At 69.3% G+C, this 21,987-nt stretch carries 20 protein-coding genes; 12 read left to right on the top strand and 8 right to left on the bottom strand.

The window, feature by feature from the left end:
- The 8 genes from AC1HIL_RS31575 to AC1HIL_RS31540 form a co-directional block, all read right to left on the bottom strand.
- The gene (locus AC1HIL_RS31575) at positions 1 to 1,284 is read right to left on the bottom strand and encodes a CpaE/TadZ family protein (RefSeq protein ID WP_296729940.1); all 1,284 of its coding nucleotides are present in this window, start codon (positions 1,282 to 1,284) and stop codon (positions 1 to 3) included.
- Positions 1,285 to 1,319: 35 nt separating this feature from the next.
- Complete coding sequence (locus AC1HIL_RS31570) at positions 1,320 to 2,609, bottom strand: type II and III secretion system protein family protein (protein ID WP_479672453.1); 1,290 nt, start codon at positions 2,607 to 2,609, stop codon at positions 1,320 to 1,322.
- Between the two features lie 123 nt (positions 2,610 to 2,732).
- Complete coding sequence (gene cpaB / locus AC1HIL_RS31565; protein WP_296729937.1) at positions 2,733 to 3,722, bottom strand: Flp pilus assembly protein CpaB; 990 nt, start codon at positions 3,720 to 3,722, stop codon at positions 2,733 to 2,735.
- A gap of 66 nt (positions 3,723 to 3,788) precedes the next feature.
- The gene (locus AC1HIL_RS31560) at positions 3,789 to 4,295 is read right to left on the bottom strand and encodes an A24 family peptidase (protein ID WP_296729935.1); all 507 of its coding nucleotides are present in this window, start codon (positions 4,293 to 4,295) and stop codon (positions 3,789 to 3,791) included.
- Complete coding sequence (locus tag AC1HIL_RS31555; protein WP_479670833.1) at positions 4,292 to 4,480, bottom strand: Flp family type IVb pilin; 189 nt, start codon at positions 4,478 to 4,480, stop codon at positions 4,292 to 4,294. Before AC1HIL_RS31555 ends, AC1HIL_RS31560 begins: the two co-directional genes overlap by 4 nt.
- 412 nt (positions 4,481 to 4,892) lie before the next feature.
- Complete coding sequence (locus AC1HIL_RS31550; protein WP_479670832.1) at positions 4,893 to 6,431, bottom strand: L,D-transpeptidase family protein; 1,539 nt, start codon at positions 6,429 to 6,431, stop codon at positions 4,893 to 4,895.
- Complete coding sequence (locus AC1HIL_RS31545) at positions 6,431 to 7,582, bottom strand: tetratricopeptide repeat protein (protein WP_479670831.1); 1,152 nt, start codon at positions 7,580 to 7,582, stop codon at positions 6,431 to 6,433. Before AC1HIL_RS31545 ends, AC1HIL_RS31550 begins: the two co-directional genes overlap by 1 nt.
- Positions 7,583 to 7,742: 160 nt before the next feature.
- Positions 7,743 to 9,290: an amino acid permease gene (locus tag AC1HIL_RS31540; protein WP_057594342.1), complete on the bottom strand. Its 1,548-nt coding sequence runs from the start codon at positions 9,288 to 9,290 to the stop codon at positions 7,743 to 7,745.
- 95 nt (positions 9,291 to 9,385) lie between these two features.
- On the opposite strand from AC1HIL_RS31540, the gene AC1HIL_RS31535 reads away from it, so the two are divergent.
- The 12 genes from AC1HIL_RS31535 to AC1HIL_RS31480 all read left to right on the top strand — a co-directional run bounded on the left by AC1HIL_RS31535 (position 9,386) and on the right by AC1HIL_RS31480 (position 21,960).
- Positions 9,386 to 10,330, top strand: coding sequence for a LysR family transcriptional regulator (locus tag AC1HIL_RS31535; protein ID WP_057594343.1), 945 nt, complete (start codon positions 9,386 to 9,388; stop codon positions 10,328 to 10,330).
- Between the two features lie 130 nt (positions 10,331 to 10,460).
- Positions 10,461 to 10,991 (top strand): cupin domain-containing protein, encoded by a 531-nt coding sequence (locus AC1HIL_RS31530; protein ID WP_057594344.1) that lies wholly within the window; start codon positions 10,461 to 10,463, stop codon positions 10,989 to 10,991.
- Between the two features lie 26 nt (positions 10,992 to 11,017).
- Positions 11,018 to 12,025, top strand: coding sequence for a hypothetical protein (locus AC1HIL_RS31525; protein WP_057594345.1), 1,008 nt, complete (start codon positions 11,018 to 11,020; stop codon positions 12,023 to 12,025).
- A 134-nt stretch (positions 12,026 to 12,159) separates the two neighbouring features.
- A complete protein-coding gene (locus AC1HIL_RS31520) occupies positions 12,160 to 13,623 on the top strand; it encodes an aldehyde dehydrogenase family protein (protein WP_479672452.1) in 1,464 nt (487 codons plus the stop codon).
- A gap of 45 nt (positions 13,624 to 13,668) precedes the next feature.
- Positions 13,669 to 14,922: an ABC transporter substrate-binding protein gene (locus tag AC1HIL_RS31515; RefSeq protein WP_057594346.1), complete on the top strand. Its 1,254-nt coding sequence runs from the start codon at positions 13,669 to 13,671 to the stop codon at positions 14,920 to 14,922.
- Positions 14,923 to 14,927: 5 nt separating this feature from the next.
- Positions 14,928 to 15,647: an ABC transporter ATP-binding protein gene (locus AC1HIL_RS31510; RefSeq protein ID WP_479670830.1), complete on the top strand. Its 720-nt coding sequence runs from the start codon at positions 14,928 to 14,930 to the stop codon at positions 15,645 to 15,647.
- Complete coding sequence (locus AC1HIL_RS31505; protein ID WP_261213376.1) at positions 15,644 to 16,363, top strand: ABC transporter ATP-binding protein; 720 nt, start codon at positions 15,644 to 15,646, stop codon at positions 16,361 to 16,363. Before AC1HIL_RS31510 ends, AC1HIL_RS31505 begins: the two co-directional genes overlap by 4 nt.
- Complete coding sequence (locus AC1HIL_RS31500) at positions 16,356 to 17,216, top strand: branched-chain amino acid ABC transporter permease (protein ID WP_057594349.1); 861 nt, start codon at positions 16,356 to 16,358, stop codon at positions 17,214 to 17,216. The genes AC1HIL_RS31505 and AC1HIL_RS31500 overlap by 8 nt, the downstream gene beginning before the upstream one ends.
- Positions 17,217 to 17,223: 7 nt before the next feature.
- Positions 17,224 to 18,816: a sulfatase-like hydrolase/transferase gene (locus AC1HIL_RS31495; RefSeq protein WP_479670829.1), complete on the top strand. Its 1,593-nt coding sequence runs from the start codon at positions 17,224 to 17,226 to the stop codon at positions 18,814 to 18,816.
- A gap of 42 nt (positions 18,817 to 18,858) precedes the next feature.
- The gene (locus AC1HIL_RS31490) at positions 18,859 to 19,857 is read left to right on the top strand and encodes a Bug family tripartite tricarboxylate transporter substrate binding protein (protein ID WP_479670828.1); all 999 of its coding nucleotides are present in this window, start codon (positions 18,859 to 18,861) and stop codon (positions 19,855 to 19,857) included.
- A 12-nt stretch (positions 19,858 to 19,869) separates the two neighbouring features.
- Positions 19,870 to 20,874, top strand: coding sequence for a branched-chain amino acid ABC transporter permease (locus tag AC1HIL_RS31485; RefSeq protein ID WP_422095918.1), 1,005 nt, complete (start codon positions 19,870 to 19,872; stop codon positions 20,872 to 20,874).
- 78 nt (positions 20,875 to 20,952) lie between these two features.
- Entirely contained in the window at positions 20,953 to 21,960 is a 1,008-nt protein-coding gene (locus AC1HIL_RS31480; RefSeq protein WP_479670827.1) for a Bug family tripartite tricarboxylate transporter substrate binding protein, read from the top strand.
- The last annotated feature ends 27 nt before the right edge of the window (positions 21,961 to 21,987 follow it).

Genomic DNA, 21,987 nt, shown 5'->3' with positions numbered 1-21,987 from the left:
TCAACCTTGGGTGGGGCTCTTGCGGAAGCCGGTGACTTTCGACATCAGCGCCGTCCAGCGTGGGTCCTTCGCCGGTTGCGGGCTGGAGCCAGAGGTGTATTCCTGATGCAGGCCGCGCGCGAGGCCCGCGATGGCTTGCGAGTAGGGATCGTTGCGCGCGGTGCGCACCAGCATCTCGCCGCGGCTCGAGGCGGCCAGCAGCTGCGTGCTGCGCGCGGGCAGCACGTGGCGCAGCGGCAGTTCGAGCCGCTCCGCGATGTCCTTGGCCGCGAGGCCGACGTGGCTGTCGAACTTGTTGACCACCAGCGACATCTGGTCGGTCTCGATGCCGCGCGTGCGCAGTTCCTTGAGCATGTTCGCGGTGGAGACGATGGCGCCGATGCTCTGGTCGCAGACGACCCAGCAGCGCTGCGCTTCCTTCGCGGTCTGCGCCACGAAGTCGATGGTCGAGAAACCGCCGAGGTCGGCGATCTGGAAATCGAAGAAGTCGCCGAGCCGCTTGATCAGCGCGACGGAGTCGGCATGCGACACCTCGCGCATTTGCGCGAGGTTCGCGGGCAGCGGCAGTACCGCCACGCCGCTGGTGTGATGGGCGAGCGCGGTATGCAGCAGGGTCTGGTCGAGGCGGCGCAGGTTGCGCACGCCTTCCACAAAGCTGAAGCCGCTTTGCGTGTCGAGGTACAGCAGGCCGTCGCGTGCGGGCAGGCCGAGGTCGAGCAGGGCCACGCCATGGCGCGCGCTGCGTCCTGGTGCCTTGCCCGGGGCCTGGGTCAACTGATCGTTGAGCATCAGCGACAGGCTGGTCGCGAGCGTCGTCACGCCGATGCCCGGCCGTGCGCCGAGCAGGGCGAGCGTGCAGCCGCGCGTGCCGCTCTGCAGGCTGCTGCGGCGGTCGAGCAGCTTGCGCAGCGTGTTGACCGCATCGGCGGGCGGCGCGGCCATGTCGACGAAATCGTCCACGCCGGCGCGCAGCGCGGCCAGCATCGAGGCCGGCTCCGCCGACACGCCCGTGGCCAGCACCGGCAGTGCCTGCCAATCGCGCTTCAGGCGCTGGTGCAGTTCGCTCGCGGCCTGTGCGTGGTCGCCGGAGAAGTCAAGAAAGACGGCCACCGGGCCGAGCAGGGCGATGCGTTCGTCGATTGACTTGATGTCGGGCGACAGCACCACCACGGTGCCCAGCTTGCCGAGCGCGTCGGTCAGCCACGTGATGTGGCCGACGTTCGGCGAGGCGAAGAGATAGGTCTCTGCACCGGTCTCGGGGAGGCTGTCGCGGGGGGCGTTCATGGCGTCGGCCACAGGGCGTGCGTGGCTGGTTTCCATCAACGCGAGAAGCCCGGCACCGCCGTGCCGCCCGCCGGTCCCAGCAAGTGGGCGCGCCATACCGGGCCGTCGCGCTGCTCGGCGCCGCCGGGCAGGTAGGGCGCGAGGTCGGTGTCGCGCGCGATCGGCTTCACGAGGTGCGGCGTCACCAGGATCACCAGCTCCTTCTCGTTCATCTGGTACTTGTTCTGCTTGAAGAAAGTCCCGAGCACGGGGATGTCGCCGAGCAGCGGAACCTTGTCCGCGTTCGAAGTGGTGGTGCGGCTCACGAGGCCGCCGACGATGAAGCTCTCGCCGTCGCCGAGTTCGACGGTGGTGTCGGCGCGGCGGGTACTGATGGCGGGCACGGCCACGCCGTTGATGCTCACCGCGTTGGTGTAATCGAGGTCGCTGGCCTCGGGCGCCACCTTGAGCACGATGCGTTCGTTCGACAGCACGGTGGGCGTGACCGTGAGGCCGATGCCGAAGGGCTTGTATTCGATGCTGATGGTGCCCAGGCCCTGGGGCACGGGCACCGGCAGTTCGCCGCCGGCCAGAAAGCTCGCGCTCTGGCCTGACAGGGCCACCAGCGTGGGCTCGGCGAGCACGCGCGCCATGCCGTTGCCTTCGAGAAAGCCGACGTTCAGCCCGATGCCGGCCTTGCCGAAGTTGAACAGCAGGCTGAAGGCCTGGGAGAGCGGGTTGCCGTCATTGCGGATGATGCTGCCGTCCGAGTTGAAGGTGGCGGACTTCAGCGACGTGGGCGTGAAGCTTCCAAAGCTGAAGCCATTGGAATTGGCGCGGGTGCTGAAGATGTTGAGCCCGGCCTGCTTGAGCACGCTGCGGTTGAACTCCACCACCTTGACCTCGACCTGCACCGTGTTGCTGCGCACGTTGACGATGGAGCGGTCGGCCAGCACCGACTTCTCGCCGCCCGCTGCCGATGCCGCGTCGCGCGCTTCCTGGTGCGCGGTCATGCTGTCCAGCGTGCCGGTAAGCGTGGAGCCGCGGCGGCGCACTTCGAGCATGTAGACCGTGGCGCTCGTCTGGCCCTTCTCCCAGATCATCAGCGTGGTGCGGCCGGCCGCCTTGCCGGTGACAATCAGGCGCGCCGCCACGGAGTTCGGAGACTGGCGCGTGAGCGCGACGCCGGCCACGGACTCGTCGGCGATCGCCATGCGGTCGATGCCTTTCGGGATCAGCAGTTCCTTCTGCGTGCCGGCATCCACGAGCAACTGGATCGGCGCGCGCTGCGCCACGACCGCCTGCGCCTCGGCCGCGACAGCCAGGGGCCATGCGCCCGGGGCCATCAGGCACAGTGCCACGAGCGTCAGGCGCAATGGGTGGATATGACCCTCGGATGCCGCGTGGAGGGAATGCGTCATGGTGTTTTTTTCCTGCATGGAATGCACGGGCTTGGCGCTGGGTGCCGATTAGTAATTGATGGTTTCGCTGCGGTCACCGCGGATCACTTCGACCTTGAGTCCGCCGCCGCGCTGTCCTTCGGCGCGCGGCGCAGATGTGCGCGGGACCACGGTCGCCGTGCGGATCGAGTCGGGCTTGCCGCCAGTCACGAAGTCGGCGGTCGTCACCCCCGCCTGCGCGCGATCCAGGCCTTCGAGCGGTGGACGGCGCGGCTCGCCGGGCTTCGGGGCCAAGGGTTGCAAGGCGGTGGGCAATTCGGCGAAGAGCTTGGGGTCGGGCTCCGACATGTCGGTGGGATTGCGCAGCGCCAGCAGCAGGCGGCCGCTGTTCTCCGCGAGCGTCAGGCGATTGACGTCCTCCACCGGTATGGCGAGAACGGCCGTGCGTGCGGCCTCGGCGCGTTGCTGCTGGGCGCCAGCGTTCTTGTCGGTCTTGGAAGGCAGTCCGTCGACCGAGGCACTGCCGAAAGCCAGTACGCGCTTGCGCGACAGCAGCAGGCGCGCCTGGCTGCGGTCGATGTCCTTGCTGTCGGACTTGAGCATCAGGAAAACGTCGACGAAATCGCCGGGCTGGACCTTGTTGCCCACGCCCATGACCTCGTCGGCTTTCACTGCGACAGCGCGTTCGCCCTCGGCCACACGCAGCGCAAGCCCAGAAACGAGTTGGCCTTCGAGCAATGGCGAGCCTTCGCCCAAGTCGATGACGGGTACGCGACCCGCAAGCGGCGCCGTTTCCTGGAAGGCTCCTGCGGGATTGATCGTGAGCTGCTCCACACGCAACGCGTCGGCCGGAATGGCCAAGCCGGCCGGCAATGGCTTGGTGGCCACAACCACGGGGAAGGTCTTGACCTGCGCCGCCTTGGCGGGAGAGTTACCGGAAGCGGCAGCCGCCGGTGGTGGTGCCGCAGGCGCCTGACGACTGAGCATCCACGCGTAGCCGCCGAGCGCGAGGGCCAACAGGACGAGGATGGCGGCGACGATTTTGGTGAGATTGATCATGGGCGGCATTCGGGGAAGGTGGGCGGGCAATCGGGAACCGTCGATGAAAAGCTCGCGGCAGAGTGACTACAAACTCTGTCGGCCCCAAACCATGCATATCGCTGCGGCCACTGAGAGGTAAGCCGCATAAGGGATGAAGCGAGTCCGTTTCGCGGGCGTTTGACCGTCCCGAGAGATGGACCGACCGAAAAGAAAGAGCGCGACCCTGGGCGAAAGAGGCCAGCGCTGGAGTGCAAGCCAGAGAAGTCCGTGCATGGCTGCAAGCACGCTGCTGATGATCCAGATCGGCGCCAGTGCCGCCAGGCCCACCCACAGTCCGAGAGCGCCGGCGTATTTCACGTCGCCTGCTCCCATGAGCCCCAGAAGATGGAAGACGAGCAGGAAGCCGAACCCCACCGCTGCGCCAAGAAGTGCCGACGCCCAGCCGTGTCCGAACGGCGCAGCCCCGAAGGCCAGTGCGATGAGTGCCCCGAGGGCGCCCGTGAGCACGAGCCAGTTGGGGATGCGGCGTTGGCGGAAGTCATAGACGACTGCAAAAAGAAGCCACAAAAGAAATGGGGCTTCAAATCTCAAGTTGCTGCGCCGCCGAGCGAAGTCGAAATACGCGAGAAAACACCCTTCAGTGCGACGGCCAGAGTGCCGTCGGTTCCATTAAAGATGAAGGCCAAAAGAATGGCCATCATCCCGGCAATGATTCCGTATTCGATGGCGGTGGCACCTTCTTCGTCGCGAATAAAACGAGCAATAGCGTTGAGCATGATTAACCTTTCAGAAAAAGTCGTTAACAAGGGCTGGCGGTGCGAATGTTATCCGGCGTAACTCTGTGTATCAACAAGGCAAACCCGATGGAAGGGAGTTCCGCTGTGCTAGTCCAGAACTACTAGCACGATGGCTGCCAACTCCCACGGACATCGGTTGACCGGCTGGTCAGAGACGCTGAGTAACAGTTCGGAAACGATTTTTCCCTCTGTAGGCGTGCACCGACATCCCATGAAGACGGGAGGGAGTGTTACGGAACAGGGGTGCGCGCGAGGGGCGCGTTACGGGTACATACGTGTTACGTGTTACGTGACACGACCCGGAACGGCAAAGATGTAACAGTCCAGAAAGGGTTGGACCGTGCGCAAAAAATCACAAGTTCAGGGGTCTGACCCTGCTCGCGAAGGGGGATCAGCCCAGGATTTCCTCGTGGAAGAGCTTCCACTCGCCGCCCTGGCGCAGCCAGTACTGACGGCGCATGCGACCGCTGCGTTCCCCCTCGAACACCTCGCCGAAGGTGGCGACCATGGTGTCCTCGCTGTCGCGCCAATGGAGGTAGGAAACATCCTTTAACTGAATACGCCTGCCTTGGGCGTATTCGACTTCATCGCGAACAATTGAAATTCCGTCGGCCGATTTTTTCGCCTGGCGCTGAAAATCGGGCAAATAGAATTTCTTCAATTGCGCTTCATTTCCCTGGGTCCGGGCGTCTTTCCAGGCATTGATCGCGCTGGTGAAGGATTGAGCGTCCTTTTCGGCCTGGGGCTGGGAAATCCATTGCAGGCTGCGCGCGGTGACGACCGGCGTGGCGCCGATCTGCACCTTGCGCAGCAGCTGGCGCAGGTCGGGGTTGGCCATGACCACGCAGCCGTCGCTGGCCAGCGGCGCGCGCGCGTACTGCTGCGAGGGCGTGCCGTGCAGCCAGATGCCGCTGCCGGTCTTGCCGCGGCGCTGGTCGTAGGCGTTGGGATAGTTGATCGGCAGCGCGCCGGCGCCGTAGAAGTCCTTGAGCGACTTCGGGTCGAGGCTGCTGGTGATGAAGTACACGCCCAGCGGCGTGCGCGCATCGCCTTCGGACGCCTTGTCGATGCCCGACTTGCCGACCGAGATGTAGTAGTCGGCCACGAGCTTCAGGCCCTTGTCGCCGTTCTCGAGCAGGTACAGGCGCGAGCGCGAGGCGTCGATGGCGATCGCGTAGCGGCTGCGCGTGGACAGCTCGAGGAACTGGGAGGGCACGGTGTTCGGCGGCGGCCGTTCGCGCAGCGCCTGCAGGCGGCGGCGCGATTCTTCCTGCAGCTCGGCCATGGCCGGATTGCCCTTCAGGCGCGCCACGCTGGCGGCGTCCGACAGGCTGTGGGCAGCGGGCACCTGCGAGGCGAGCAGGTCGCCGTACACGAGCTGCGCGAGCTGGAAATTCGGGTAGTCGCGCACCAGCTCGCGCGCCTTGGCCAATGCGGGCCGCGCCTGGCCGCGGCCGAAGAGTTCGTAGATCGCGATCAGCCGCGCCTCGGCATTGCCGGCTTCCTGGATCGCGCCCGCGCTCGGCGCCTTGCGCGCGCCGCGGGCTTCGGAAGAAGCGGCGGCGGTGCCGGCCGCCGCGGCGGCCGCGGTCGCCACGGCCCCCTTCTTCAGGCGGACCTGGGCCTTGCCGCCCCTGGCGTCACGGGCTTCGCGTGCCTCCCGGGCTTCGCGCGCGCTGCGCGATTCGCGGGTGCCGCGCGCTTCCTTGGCGCCGGCTTTTTCCTTCTGCGCCGAACGGCTGCCAGCGGCGGCAGCCTTGCCGGACTTGGCGCCGCTCGTCTTGGCATGCGAGGTCTTGCTCGTGCTGCCAGCGGCGCCGGCGGGCATGGCGAGCACGAGGGCCGAGGCGGCCATCAGCGCGGCCAGCAGGCTCCCGCCGCGCCGCAGTTCTGGGATCTGGGGCCGGCCCCGCCGGACGATGTCTGCCACTAGCCGCCGACGCTTTCCTTGCGAATGTGCCACTGGCCGCCGGAGCGCTGCAGTTCCAGCGTCTTGCGGCTGGAGATGTTGAGGTTGTCGGCGCGGTAGACCTGGCGGAACTTGGCGGTGGCCGACTGGCCGTTGACCTGGATCACGAGGTTCTCGAGGTTCACGCTGATGCTGGACTTGCCGACGATGCGCGCGCGGCGCTCTTCTTCCCAGCTCTTGCGGCTCTGGCCGCCGCCGGGCGTGAAGTCGCTGCCGTAGGCGGCGAGGTAGCGGTCCATGTCCTGGCCGGCCCAGGCGGCGGCCCAGCCACGCACGGCCGATTCGACTTCCGCGTTGGCGCTGGACGAAGCGGCGGGCGCGGCCGGTGCGGCGGCCGGCGGCGAAGCCTCGGGTGCCTTGGCGACCACGGCCGGGGCCGGGGCCGGTGCCGGGGCGGGCGCGGGGGCCTTGGCCACCGGAGCGGGCGCGGGCGCCGGCACGGGGGCGGCGACGGGTGCCGGTGCGGGAGCGGGCGCCTTCGCGACCGGTGCGGGTGCCGGAGCCGCCGGTGCCGGGCGCGGTGCCTCGGGCGCCGCCGCCGCCAGCATGGTCGGCTTGGCGCCCGGCACGGCCGGCACGAACAGCGTGCGGATCACCGCCAGCTTGGGCGCGACCGCGGTGTTGTTCTGGTCGAGCTGCAGCGCCTTGCTGTAGGCCTGGCTCGCGAGCCGCGCATAGAGGTCGCCGAGGTTTTCCTGGGCGGTGGCATAGCTCGGATTGGTGCGGATCGCGCTCTCGAGGGCGTTGCGCGCCTTGTCGAACTGGTTCTGGCTCGCGTAGATGACCGCGAGGTTGTTGTAGGGCTCGGGCAGCTCGGGGGCGTCCTGCGTGAGCTGGGTGAAGGCGGCGATCGCCTCGGCGCGCTTGCCGGTGTCGAGCTGGATCACGCCCTTGAGGAAGCGCATCTGCGGGTCGCGCGGCTTGTCCTTGAGGAAGGCGTCGGCCTTGGCCGAGGCTTCGTCGAGCTTGCCGGCCTGCATCAGGCGGTCGACTTCCTCGTGCTCGGGGGCCGCCAGCGCGGGCAGGGCCGTGGCGCCGACCGCGGCGGCCAGGAACAGGGCGCGCACGACGGGCGTCAGGCTGAGGGGAGTGCGCAGGGGGCTCTTGGGCATGGCGGCGAGGCCTCGTGAGAGAGGAGAGGAAAGGGGATGCGCCCGGGATTGTAAGTGGGGCGGTTAACCTCCAGACACACTGCGGCGTGGCTGCAACGCCGTTCCATTCCTCGAGGCAACTGGCCGGCGCCATTCCCACCGAAACCGGTGGGGTCTGCGTTCAGGCGGCGCCGCGCTCCGGTTCGCCGGCGGCATCCGCCAGCCCGTGCCCCGGCGCCGGCCGCAGCATGGCCGGGAAGTGCATGTCGCGGTAGGCCACGAAGCGGCTGCCGCGCGCCAGCCGGTAGCCCCACCAGACCGCCACGAACAGCACCAGCCCGATGTAGGTCGAGAACACGCCGATCCAGTCGATGCGCCCGCCCGTGAAGGCCGCGTAGTTCTGGCCCAGCGTGACCACCAGGCACAGGCCGAAGGCGAACAGCGGGCCGTAGGGGAAGAAGGGCGAGCGGTAGGGCAGCAGCGAGAGATCCAGCCCCTGCGCCATCATTCCCTTGCGGAAGCGGTAGTGGCTCACCGCGATGCCGAGCCAGGCCACGAAGCCGGTCATGCCCGAGAGGTTCAGCAGCCACAGGTACACGCCCTGGCTCTCCGACAGCGAGGTCAGGAAGCACAGCGCGCCGACCGCGGTGGTCGCGAGCAGCGCATTGAGCGGCACGCCCGCGCGCGTGAGCCGCGCGAAGCAGCGCGGCGCGCGGCCGTCCTTCGCGAGGTTGAACAGCATCCGGGTCGAGGCGTACATGCCCGAGTTGCCGGCCGACAGCACGGCCGTGAGGATCACCGCGTTCATCACGCTGGCCGCGAAGGCCAGCCCGGCGTGGCGGAACACCAGCGTGAACGGGCTCACGCCGATCGCGTGGAGGTCGGTCTTGATCAGGTTCGGGTCGGTGTAGGGAATCAGCACGCCGATCACGCCGATCGCCAGCACATAGAACAGCAGGATGCGCCAGAACACCTGGCGCACCGCGCGCGGGATGTTCTTCGCGGGGTCGGCCGACTCGCCGGCCGCCACGCCGATCAGCTCGGTGCCCTGGAACGAGAAGCCCGCGATCATCGCCACGCCGATCATCGCGGGCAGGCCGCCCACGAAGGGCGCGTCGCCGACCGTGAGGTTGCCGAAGCCGGCGGGCCGGTCGCCGCGCAGGATGCCGAAGATCATCAAGAGGCCGATGGCGACGAAGGCGATCACCGTCACCACCTTGACCAGTGCGAACCAGAACTCGGCCTCGCCGAAGCCGCGCACCGAGATCGCGTTGAGCAGGAACATCAGCCCGAGGAACAGCGCGCTCCACAGCACGGCCGGCGTGCCCGGGAACCAGTACTGCATCACCAGCTGCGCGGCCGCGAGTTCGACCGCGATGGTCACGGCCCAGTTGTACCAATAGTTCCAGCCGAGCGCGAAGCCGAAGCCCTCGTCGACGTAGAGCGCGCCATAGGTCGCGAACGAGCCCGACACCGGCATGCAGGCCGCGAGCTCGCCGAGGCTGGTCATGAGGAAATAGACCATCGCGCCGATCAGCAGGTAGGCCGCGAGCGCGCCGCCCGGGCCGGCCTGCGACACCGTGGCGCCCGAGGCCACGAACAGGCCGGTGCCGATCGAGCCGCCGATGGCGATCATCGTCAGGTGGCGCGTGCCGAGCGCGCGGCGCAGCGTGGGTTCCTCGGCGGCGGTGCGCGAGGCGAGGGTGGGCGCGGTGGAGTCCGTTGCCATGTCGTTGTGTTCTCCCGTCTGAGGGCGGCGATCATAAGTGCGCCCCCGCGTCGCCCCGGGGTCCGGCCGCGGCGCCCGCACAGTACAGTCCCGCCATGGACCGCCTTCAGAGCATCGAAGCCTTCGTGCGCGTCGCGCAGACGCAGAGTTTCGCGGAGGCGGCGCGCCAGCTGCGGGTGGCGAACTCGGTGGTCACCACGCGCGTCAAGCAGCTCGAGGAGTTCCTCGGCGCGCCGCTGTTCCACCGCAGCACGCGCGTGGTGCGGCTCAGCGACGTGGGCCAGGCCTTCCTGCGCGACTGCGTGGAACTCGTGGGCCGCGCCAACGACATCGTCGACCAGATGCGCGATGCGCGCGGCACCCCCTCGGGCGTGCTGCGCGTGCATGCGCTCACGGGCATGGTGCTCGGGCGCTTCGCCTCGCTGCTGCACGAGTTCCACACCATCTACCCCGACATCCACCTCGAGCTGATCGTGAGCGACGCGGTGGTCGATCCGGTCAAGGCCGGCGTCGACTGCGCGCTGCAGATCTTCCCGGCCGCCTCCGAGGAACTGGTGTCGCGCCCGCTGTTCCCGGTGCGCCGGCTGCTGTGCGCCACGCCCGAGTACCTCGAGCGCCACGGCACGCCCGCGAGCCCGCGCGAGCTGCACCGCCACAAGCTGGGCCTGTACTCGGGCTATCCCACGCGCGACCGCTGGACCTTCCACCACCAGGGCGAGCAGACCACCATCTACCTCGCGGCCGCGCTGCTGACCAACAGCGTGCACCTGCTGCGCGAGTACGCGCTCGAGCACGCGGGCATCGTCTGCCTGCCCACGCTGGTGGCCGGCGACGCGATCGCGCGCGGCGAGCTGCGCGTGGTGCTGCCCGAGCACCAGCTCTCGTCGTTCTCGTTGAGCGCGGTCTATGCGGGCACCTCGCGCAACGCGCTCAAGCTGCGGCTGTTCATCGAGCACATCGCGACCCGCTTCACGCGCGTGCCGCCCTGGGACGCCACGCTGATCGAGCGCGGAATGATCCCGGCCGAACTGATCGAGTGAGGGCGCGCGTTCCCGGGTAAACCCCAGCGATTATTCGGAGTCTGCGAATAATCCTCTTCCAATCTGGTCCCTACCGGCGGCCCCGGTTGTTTCCTAGAGTTCGGTCCAAGCCAGAACCAAGGAGACCGCCATGACCCAGACCGCCCAGACCCAGGACGCGCCCGCCTACCGCACCCGCTTCGGTTCGCTCGCCCACTACGAGAAAGGCCACGTCGAGCCGATCGCCGACGACGTGCGCCACTACGCCTTCTCCAATTGCTTCGAGATCGCGAACAACAGCCGGCCCTACGAGAAGGTGGTGTTCGGCCAGAACCAGATCTACGTGCTCGAGACCCTGCGCGCCGAGGGCCACTCGCCCTGGTTCACCTGCGCGCACGACGAGTTCGCGCTGGTGATGGACGGCGAGGTCGAGGTGCACCTGGTGCGGCTCGACGCGGCCCAGGCCGTGGCCGACCCCGAGAAGAACGGCGCCGTGCGGGTCGAGGGCGAGCCGCGCGGCAAGAAGATGGGCTGGATGAAGCTCTCGCGCGGCCACCAGGGCCTGCTGCCGAAGAACACCGCCTACCAGTTCCGCAGCGCGCGCCCCGGCGTGATCGTGCTGCAGACCTGCAAGGGCGATCTGTCGGTCGAGAAGTGGGCCGAGATCTGCCAATCGCACTGAACAGCACCGAACCAGGAGCACATGCCATGAACGCACCCGCCGAACTCGCCCGAGTCATCGCCTCGCAACCCGACGCCACGCTCGGCTACAAGGACTTCTCGCTCGGCAGCTTCCGCTTCCGCCGCGACGAGTATTTCGTCCACATCGGCTGGCAGACCCGCGACGGCCGGCCGATGAGCCACACCATGGATGCGGGCAACTACCTGCGCGCGCTGATGCGCGACGTGGCCTGGGGCTTCTTCTACGGCTGGGTCAACTTCGACAGCGTGTTCGGCACCGTCAACCACTACGACTCGGTCGACCTCTATGCCGGCAGCTTCAACGGCACCATGAAGGACGCGGGCATCGACCTGCTCGAGAACTTCCCGACCGCGCAGATCCGCGCCACCTTCGAGGCCATGCTCGACGACTGGACCAATGCGAGCTTCGATCCCTTCGCCGCGCCGCAGGAAACCGGCTCGCCCTACGGTCGCAAGAACGGCAACAACACGGCCAAGATCACGCGGGCGCGCGAGCTCGCCAAGCGCTGCGTGGGCCTGAAGGACGACCTCGACCTGCGCAGCGACGAGCGCGGCGCGCCGGTCAACCGCGCCTTCGCCGACGTGCCGCAGGACCAGCCCGAGCTGCATCCCGAGCCCGGCTTCGAGAACGAGGTGCATGCCTTCAACCTCTTCGGCTTCCTGAGCCGCTCGCAGGTGACCTGGAACCCGAGCTTCACCTCGGTGGTCAAGCACAGCTACATGTGCCCGACGACCGAGGAGCACATCCTGCCGATCATCCACGGCAACGACCGCGTCGAGTGGTTCTTCCAGATGACCGACGAGATCCACTGGGACTGCGGCGACAAGAACACCGGCAAGCCCATGGCGCGCGTGATCATGAAGGCCGGCGACATGGCCGCCATGCCCGCCTACTGCCGCCACCAGGGCTTCAGCCCCAAGCGCTCGATGCTGCTGGTGTGGGAGAACGGCTCGCCGAGCCTGGTGTACGAGATCCAGAAGGGCGAGTCGCCCGAGATTCCCGTGCAGTTCTGACCTGCCTGTCTCCCTCCCCCGCTGGGGGAGGGCCGGGGTGGGGGCTCCGCGAGCCCGCGCCCTCTTCGAAGAAGCCCCCACCCCAACCCTCCCCCAAAGGGGGAGGGAGAGGAATGCTCATGCCCATTGCTTCCATCCGCCACCAGCTCTTCATCGACGGCCGCTTCGTCGACGCCGAATCGGGCGAGACCCTCGCCACCCTGAACCCGCACGACAACATGCCCATCGTCGATGTCGCGCTCGCGGGCAAGGCCGACGTCGACAAGGCCGTCGCCGCCGCCAAGCGCGCGTTCCCGGCGTGGAGCCGCATGGCCGCCGCCGACCGCGGCCGCATCCTGCTCAGGCTCGCCGACCTGATCGAGGCCAACGCCGAGGAGCTCGCGCGCCTCGAATCGCTGGACACCGGCCATCCGATCCGCGATTCGCGCCGGCTCGACGTGCCGCGCACGGCCGCGTGCTTCCGCTACTTCGGCGGCATGGCCGACAAGTTCCAGGGCGAGACCATTCCCGTCGAGGAGGGCTTCCTCAACTACACGCTGCGCGAGCCCGTGGGCATCGTCGGCCAGGTGGTGCCGTGGAACTTCCCGCTGATGTTCACGAGCTGGAAGATGGCGCCCGCGCTCGCGGCCGGCAACTGCATCGTGATGAAGCCGGCCGAGATCACGCCGCTGAGTTCGCTGCGCATCGCCGAGCTGATGGCCGAGGCGGGCCTGCCGCCCGGCGTGGTCAACATGCTGCCGGGGCTGGGCAGCGTGGCGGGCCAGTACATCGCCGAGCATCCGGAGATCGCGAAGATCGCCTTCACCGGCAGCACCGCCACCGGCCGGCGCATCGTGCAGGCCAGCGCGGGCAACCTCAAGAAGGTGCAGCTCGAGCTCGGCGGCAAGGGGCCCAACATCGTGTTCGAGGACGCGAACCTGCAGGCCGCCGTCAACGGCAGCGCCTGGGCCATCTTCCACAACCAGGGCCAGGCCTGCATCGCGGGCTCGCGGCTGATGCTGCACGAGCGGATCGCCGACGAGTTCCTCGCGCAGTTCGTTCCGCTCGCCAAGTCGATCCGCCTCGGCAACCCGCTCGACGAGACCACCGAGATGGGCCCGCTGACCAGCGCCCAGCACCGCGAGCGCGTGCTGAGTTACGTGGAAGTGGCACGAGGCGAGGGCGGCGAGCTGCTCGCGGGCGGCCGGTTGCCGGGCGGCGATCTCGCCAAGGGCTGCTACGTCGAGCCCACCGTGATGCGCGCGAAGTCGTACCGCGACCGCGTCGCGCAGGAAGAGGTCTTCGGCCCCTTCGTCACCGTGCTGACCTTCAAGGACGACGAGGAGGCGATGCGCATCGCCAACGGCACCGACTACGGCCTGGGCTCGGGCCTGTGGACGAAGGACCTGCAGCGCGCCCACAAGGTGGCGCGCGAGCTGCACGCCGGCATGGTCTGGATCAACAGCTACAAGCGCGTGAACCCCGGCTCGCCCTTCGGCGGCGTGGGCCAGAGCGGCTACGGCCGCGAGATGGGCTTCGACGCGATGCGCGAGTACACGCAGGTCAAGAGCGTGTGGGTCAACGTCGACGCGCGGATACCGCCGCACTTCGCGCGCTGAGTTTCGGCAGAGCGGCATCCGCAGACACAAGAACAGGAGACAGCCATGACATTCAATCGCAGGCAATTCACCCAGGCCGGCGCGGCCCTCGTCGCCGCGGGCGCGACACCGCTGGCGTTCGCGGCCGATACGCTCAAGATCGGCTACGTGTCGCCGCAGACCGGCCCGCTCGCGCCCTTCGGCGAGGCCGACAAGTGGGTCATCGACCAGATGAAGGCCGCCTTCAAGGACGGCATCGCGGTCGGCGGCCGCAAGTACGCGGTGCAGATCGTGCTCAAGGACAGCCAGTCGAACCCGAACCGCGCGGGCGAGGTCGCGAACGACCTGATCCTCAAGGACAAGGTGGCGCTGGTGCTCACGGCCGGCACGCCCGAGACCGCAAACCCGGTCAGCGATGCCTGCGAGCTCAACGAGGTGCCCTGCATCTCGAGCGTGGTGCCGTGGCAGCCCTGGTTCTTCGGCCGCAAGGGCGATCCGGCCAAGGGCTTCGACTGGACCTATCACCTGTTCTGGGGCCTCGAGGACGTCATCGCCAACTTCACCAGCGGCTGGAAGACGCTGGCCACCAACAAGAAGGTGGGCGGCCTGTTCCCGAACGACGGCGACGGCAATGCCTGGGGCGACAAGGAACTGGGCTTTCCGAAGCCGCTCGCGCAGATGGGCTTCACGCTCACCGACCCGGGCCGTTTCCAGAACGGCACGCAGGACTTCAGCGCGCAGATCGCGGCCTTCAAGAAGGAGGGCGTGGAGATCGTGACCGGCGTGGTGATCCCGCCCGATGCCAAGACCTTCCTCACGCAGGCGCGGCAGCAGGGCTTCAAACCGAAGGCGATCACGCTCGGCAAGGCGCTGCTGTTCCCGGGCGCGATCGAGGCGCTGGGCGAACTCGGCGACGGCCTCTCGACCGAGGTCTGGTGGAGCCCTTCGCATCCCTTCGCGTCGAGCCTCACGAAGCAGAGCGCGAAGGCGCTGGCCGAGGCCTACGAGGCCGGCACGAAGAAGCAGTGGACGCAGCCGATCGGCTTCGCGCATGCGCTGTTCGAGGTGGCGGCCAATGCGCTGGGCCGCGCGAAGTCGCTCAAGGCCGCCGACGTGCGCGATGCCGTGGCCGCGACCTCGATCCAGTCGGTGGTCGGCCCGGTCAAGTGGGGCGGGCAGGGGCCGTTCAGGAACGTCAGCAAGACACCGCTGGTGCTCGGCCAGTGGGGCAAGGGCACCAAGTACAAGGTGGAACTCACCATCGTGAACAACGAAGCCGCGCCGGCCATTCCCACCGGCGGCAAGCTGCGCGCGCTCTGACCGCCATGGCGCTGCTGGCATTGCATGGCGTGAGCAAGTCCTACGGCGCGCTCAAGGTCACCGACGGCATCACGCTCGCGGTGGCCGAGGGAGAGACGCTGGGCATCCTCGGCCCCAACGGGGCGGGCAAGACCACGCTGTTCAACCTGATCTCGGGCGACGTGCGCGCCGACGCGGGCCGGGTCGACTACGACGGCCGCGACGTGACGCGGCTGCGTCCGCACCAGCGCTGCCGCGCCGGCATCGGCCGCAGCTACCAGGTGCCGCAGCCCTTCGGGCACATGAGCGTGTTCGAGAACCTCGTGACCGCGGCCTGCTTCGGCGGGCAGCAGACCGAGCGCGAGGCCTGGCGCACGGCGCACGAGGTGCTGGCGCAGACCGGGCTGATGGCGCAGGCGAACGCGCCGGCCGGCGGGCTGCGGCTGCTCGACCGCAAGCGGCTCGAACTCGCGCGCGCACTCGCGACGAAGCCGCGGCTGCTGCTGCTCGACGAGATCGCGGGCGGGCTCACCGAGCCCGAGGCCGCGGTGCTGGTGGGCGAGCTGCGGCGCATCAAGGCGCGCGGCGTGACCATGATCTGGATCGAGCACGTGGTGCATGCGCTGCTGTCGCTGGCCGACCGGCTGTTCGTCATCAACTTCGGGCAGAAGCTGGCCGAGGGCGAGCCGCGCGCGGTGATGAACGATCCGGAGGTGCGGCGCGTGTACATGGGGATGGAAGCATGAGCGCGCCGCTGCTCACCACCCACGGCCTGCAGGCCTTCTACGGCGACGCCCAGGCCCTGTTCGGCATCGACTTCGCGCTCGCCGCCGGCGAACTCGTTGCCGTCATCGGCGCCAACGGCGCGGGCAAGTCGACCTTCCTCAAGAGCCTCGCGGGCCTGGTGCGCGCGCCGCGCGAGGCGATCCGTTTCAAGGGCGAGCCCATCGGCGGCCTGCCGCCCGGCGAGATCGTGCGGCGCGGCCTCGCGCTGGTACCCGAGGGCCGCCGGCTGTTTCCCAGCCTCAGCGTGGAAGAGAACCTGCTGATGGGCGCCACCGCCAGGCGCCCGGGCCCGTGGAACCTGCAGCGGCTCTACGGCCTCTTCCCCATCCTGGCCGAGAAGCGCCGCCAGCCCGGCACCTCGCTGTCGGGCGGCCAGCAGCAGATGGTGGCGCTGGGTCGCGCGCTCATGAGCAATCCCGAGCTGCTGCTGTGCGACGAGCTCTCGCTGGGCCTCGCGCCGGTCGTCATCCGCGAGATCTACGCGGCCATGCCCGGCATCACGGCCGAGGGCATGGCGGTGGTGATCGTCGAGCAGGACGTGACGATGGCGCGCCAGGTCTCGCGCCGCGTCTACTGCTTCCAGGAAGGCAGGGTGTCGCTCGAGGGCCTGTCGGCCGAGCTCACGCGCGAACGGATCGCGCAGGCCTACTTCGGCATCGAGGCGGCCCATGCTTGAGACCCTGCTCCAGGGCGTGCTGCTCGGCGGCCTCTACACGCTGTTCGCGCTCGGTCAGTCGCTGATGTTCGGCGTCATGCGGCTCACCAACACGGCGCAGGGCGACTTCATCGTGCTCGGCGCCTTCGCGGTGATCGCGGGCGTGTCGCTGGCCGGCGCTGCGGCGCCGTGGCTGGTCGCGCTCGCGGTGCTGCCCCTGGCCTTCGGCTTCGGCTACGCGCTGCAGCGCTGGGTGCTCAACGGCACGCTGGGCAAGGACCCGCTGCCCTCGCTGGTCGTCACCTTCGGCCTGTCGATCGTGATCCAGAACCTGCTGCTCGAGCTGTTCTCGGCCGACCCGCGCGCCATCGAGACCGGCGGCCTCGGCACGCGCGGCCTGGCATTCGGCGAGTCGCTCTCGCTCGGCGTGCTGCCGCTGATCGTGCTGGCCGTGGCGCTCGCGGCCACCGGCGCTTTGCAATGGCTGTTCGCGCACACGGCGCTGGGCCGGTCGTTCCGCGCCGTGTCGGACGACCGCGAGATCGCCGAGCTCATGGGGCTCGATGCGAAGAAGGTCTATGCCTTCGCGACCGCCATCGCCTTCGTGCTGATCGCCATCGCGGGCGCGCTGCAGGGCATGCGCACCACGGTGTCGCCCTCGGACGGCCCGCTGCTGCTGCTGTTCGCCTTCGAGGCCGTGATCATCGGCGGCATGGGCTCGTTCTGGGGCACGCTGGCCGGCGCCATGATCCTCGGCATCGCGCAGCAGGTCGGCTTCCGCCTCGATCCGGGCTGGGGCATCTGGTTCGGGCACATCGTGTTCCTCGCGGTGCTCGTGTTCCGGCCGCAGGGCCTTTTTCCACGCACCCGCTGAGGTCCGCATGAGCCGTTCTTCCGCCCGGCCGCTGCGCAACGTGCTGTTCGTCATGTGCGACCAGCTGCGCGCCGACTACCTGTCCTGCTATGGCCACCCGCGCCTGCACACGCCGCACATCGACGCGCTCGCCGCGCGCGGCCTGCGCTTCGACCGGGCCTTCGTGCAGGGCGCGGTCTGCGGCGCCTCGCGCATGTCGACCTACACCGGGCGCTACGTGAGCAGCCACGGCGCGATGTGGAACTTCGTGCCGCTGTCGGTGGGCCAGAAGACGCTCGGCGACCATCTGCGCGCGCACGGCGTGCGCTGCGCGCTGGTCGGCAAGACGCACGTGGAGCCCGACACCGAAGGCGCGGCGCGCCTGGGCCTGGACGTCTCGCAGGGCGCGGGCCTGCTCGCGATGCACGGCGGCTTCGAGCCCTATGCGCGCGACGACGGCATCTGGCCGCCGGGCTTCAAGGTCAGCGGCAACGCCTACTGCGACTGGCTGCGCGAGCGCGGCTATGCATCGGACAACCCCTGGCACGACTTCGCCAATTCGGGCCGCGGCCCGGGCGGCGAGATCCGCAGCGGCTGGGAGATGCGCTGGGCCGGGCTGCCCGCGGCCGTGGCCGAGCCGCACAGCGAGACGCCCTACACCACCGATCGCGCCATCGACTTCATGCGCGAGGCCGGCGACCGGCCCTGGGTGCTGCACCTGTCGTACATCAAGCCGCACTGGCCCTACGTCGCGCCCGCGCCCTATCACGCGATGTACGGGCCGCGCGACGTGCTGCCCGCGGTGCGCGGCGAGGCCGAGCGGCGGGACGCGCATCCGGTGCTCGCGGGCTTCCGCGGCGACACCGCCAGCCGCAGCTTCAGCCGCGACGAGGTGCGCGAGACCGTGATCCCGACCTACATGGGCCTGGTCAAGCAGCTCGACGACCAGCTCGGGCGCCTGTTCGGCTTCATGGCCGCGCAGGGGCTGGACCGCGACACGCTGGTCGTCTTCACCAGCGACCACGGCGACTACCTCGGCGACCACTGGCTCGGCGAGAAGGAGCTGTTCCACGAACCGATCGTGCGCGTGCCGCTGATCGTGGTCGATCCGCGCGAGCGCGCCGATGCCACGCGCGGCGGCGCCAGCGCGGCGCTGGTCGAGTGCATCGACATCGTGCCCACCGTGCTCGACGCGCTCGGGCTGCCGCAGCCCGCGCAATGGCTCGAGGGCCGCTCGCTGCTGCCGCTGGTGCGCGCCGACCCGCGCGCCGCGGGCAAGGACTTCGTGGTGTGCGAGAACAGCTACGCCTTTCGCGACAGCGTGCGGCTGCCGCTGGGCCAGCCGGTGGAGCGCTGCCACATGACGATGCTGCGCGACGCGCGCTGGAAGTTCGTGCACGTCGAGGACCTGCCGCCGATGCTGTTCGACCTCGAGGCCGATCCGGGGGAACTGGTCGACCTCGGCCGCGACCCGGCCTTCGCCTGGGTGCGCGAGCGCATGCTGGCGCGCATGTTCGACTGGCTGCGCGAGCGCCGCCGCTTTCCCACCATCGCGCCCGCGGCCGTCGAGGCCTGGAACCGGCGCGAGCGCGAGGCGGGGATCCTGATCGGCGCCTGGTGACTTCGGCGCCCCCCAAAAAAGACTGACGAGCAAGGAGACTGCATGCGATTTTTCCTCCCCTTTCCCCGGCGCCTCGGCGCGGCATTGGCACTGGGCCTGGGCATGCTGGTGCCGCCGGCCATGGCCGCCACGGACACCGTCGACGCGGTGGCCTGGCCGGTCCGCCCGCTGCGGCTGGTCGTGGCCTTTCCGGCCGGCGCGCCCGGCGACATCGTCTCGCGCCTGATCCAGCCCGCGCTGCAGAAGGCGCTGGGCCAGCCCGTGGTGGTCGACAACCGGCCCGGCGCGGGCGGCAACATCGGCATGCAGGAGGTGCTGCGCGCCAACGACGGCCACTCGGTGCTGGTCGGGCCCGACACCATGTTCACCATCAACCCGCACCTCTACCGCAAGATGGCCTTCAGGCCGATGGAGGACTTCGTGCCCGTCACCCAGCTCGCGGCCTTCAGCCAGGAGCTGGTGTGCCATCCCGCGGCCGGGGTGAAGACGCTGGCGCAGCTGCTGGCGGCGGCGAAGAAGACGCCGATGAGCTATGCCTCGGGCGGGCAGGGCGTGCCGGGCCACATGGCGATGGAGCTGCTGCTGTCGAGCACCGGTGTCTCGATGCAGCACGTGGCCTACCGCGGCCCCGGCCCGGCCATGCAGGACGTGCTCGGCAATGCCGTGCCCTGCGGCTTCCTGGCGTCGCCGGTGGTCGGCCCGCTGATCCGCGAGGGCCGGCTGGTGCCGATCGTGGTCTCGGGCCGCCACCGGCTCGCGAGCCAGCCCGCGGTGCCGACCGCGGCCGAGGCCGGCGTGCCCGGCTACGAGGCCGTCTTCGCCGAGATGATGGCGATGCCGCGCGGCACGCCCGCGCCCGTGGTCGACCGGCTGCGCAACGAGGTCGCGAAGGCCCTGGCCGCGCCCGAGGTGCGCGAGCGCCTCGCCACGCTCGATCTCGAGCCGCTGGCCAACACGCCCGCCGAGGCGGCGGCCCGCTTGCGTGCCGAGAACGCGCGCTGGGGCGCGGTAGCGCAGCGCATCCAGCTGCAGCTCGACTGAACGGTGCCTGCCATGGCCATGCACTCCTCCTTCGAGGTCGAGCGCGCCACCGCCGCCAGCCGCGGCGCGCTCGCCGCCGGCACCGCGCTGGTGCTCGTCGCCGCCAGCCTGCCCTTCTGGGGCGAGTCGAGCTGGATGCGCGAGTTCGTCGAGATCGCCTGCTATTTCATCTTCGCGATGATGTGGAACCTGCTCGCGGGCTATGGCGGCATGGTCAGCATCGGGCAGCAGGCCTTCTTCGGCTTCGGCGGCTACGCGATGCTGGTGCTCGGCAACTTCGCGGGGCTCGATCCCTTCGTCGCCATCCCGCTGGGCGCGCTGGCCGCGGGGCTGGTCGCGATTCCGGTGTCCTTCATCGCGTTCCGGCTCTCGGGCGGCTACTTCGCGATCGGCACCTGGGTCATCGCCGAGGTGTTCCGCCTGAGCTTCGCCAACGTGTCGGCGGTGGGCGGCGGCTCGGGCACCACGCTCACCGCGCTGCGCGGCATCGACAAGGCCACGCGCGAGAGCGTCACCTACTGGATGGCGCTGGGCTGCGTGGTGGCGGCGGTGGCGCTGGTCTACCTGTTCCTGCGCAGCAAGCGCGGCCTCGCGCTGCTGGCGATCCGCGACAACGAGGTGGCGGCCGAATCGCAGGGCGTGCCGGTGGCGCGCATGAAGCTCGCCGTGTATGGGGTCGCGGCCTTCGGCGCGGGGCTCGCGGGCGCGCTGTACTTCGTCGGCAACCTGCGCATCAGCCCCGACGCGGCCTTCAGCGTCAACTGGAGCGCGTTCGCGATCTTCATGGTGGTGATCGGCGGCATCGGCCGCATCGAGGGCCCGCTGGTGGGCGCGCTCGTCTTCTGGGCGCTCAACAAGTTCCTCAGCGACTACGGCACCTGGTACCTGCTGGGGCTCGGGCTGCTCGCGATCGTGGCCACGCTGTTCTTCAAGCAGGGGCTCTGGGGCTTCGCGCAGCAGCGCTGGGGCTGGTCGCTGTTTCCCACGCAGCGCCGGCTGGTCGCCAGCAAGCCGTGATTTCGCGCTGCGCCGCAGCATTGATGTAACGATCTGTTTACAATTAGGGCTCCGCCGCTTCCATCCGGAGTTCCTCCCGTGACGATCACCAAACGCCGCCTGCTCGAGGGCGGCGCCGCCGCGCTGGCTGCCTCGCTCCTCCCTCCGTTCGCCCGCGCCCAGGACAAGCCGCGCGCCGGCGAAGCCGCCTGGCCCACCAAGCCCGTGAAACTGCTGGTCGGCTTTCCGACCGGCGCCTCGCCCGACCTGCTGGCGCGTGCCATCGCCGAGCCGCTCGCCAAGATCCTGCGCCAGCCGGTGCTGGTGGAGAACAAGCCCGGCGAGAGCGGCAACATCGTGGCCGACCAGGTCGCCAAGGCCACCGACGACCACACCATCGGCGCGCTGATCAACGGCAACCTGACGATCGCGAAGCTGCTCAATCCCAAGCTCCCCTTCGATCCCGAGAAGGACTTCGCGCCGGTCGGCATGGTCGGCACCGCGCCGCTGGTGCTGGCCGTGTCGGGCAACGCCACCGGCAAGACCGCGGCCGACCACCTGCTGTGGGTGCGCAACCTCGGCAGCGGCGGCAAGTACGGCACGCCGGGCGTGGGCACGGTGGGCCACCTGGGCATGGAGCTGCTCAAGAGCCGCTCGGCCATCACCGCGCAGCACAAGCCCTACACCGGCAATCCGCAGGTGATCGCGGGCCTGCTCGCGGGCGAGATCCAGCTCGCGCTGCTGCCGCCCGCGCTCGCGATGCCGCACGTGCGTTCGGGCAAGCTCAAGGCCATCGGCGTGACCTCGCCCGAGCGCAGCCCGCTGGTGCCCGAGCTGCCGACCATCCGCGATGCCGACGTGCGCGGCGCCGACCTCGAGATCTGGACCGCGCTGGCCGCGCCCGCGGGCATGAACAAGACCGCGCTGGCCAGGCTCAATGCCGCGCTGGTCGAGGTCATCAGTACGGACGAAGTGCGCGAGGCGCTGCTCAAGACCGGCTGGCAGGCCCAGCCCGGCTCGCCCGACGCGCTGGCGCGCCGCATGCGCGCCGACACCGCGCGGCTGGGCGGCGTGATCCTGATGAAGGGCATCCACGCCGAGGGTTGAGCCGCGCCTGTGGCATGCTGGCCGGTC

The organism is Variovorax sp. ISS6 (assembly GCF_056523145.1).
The sequence above is the reverse complement of the archived record's forward strand: the minus strand, read 5'-3'. Positions and strand labels throughout refer to the sequence as shown.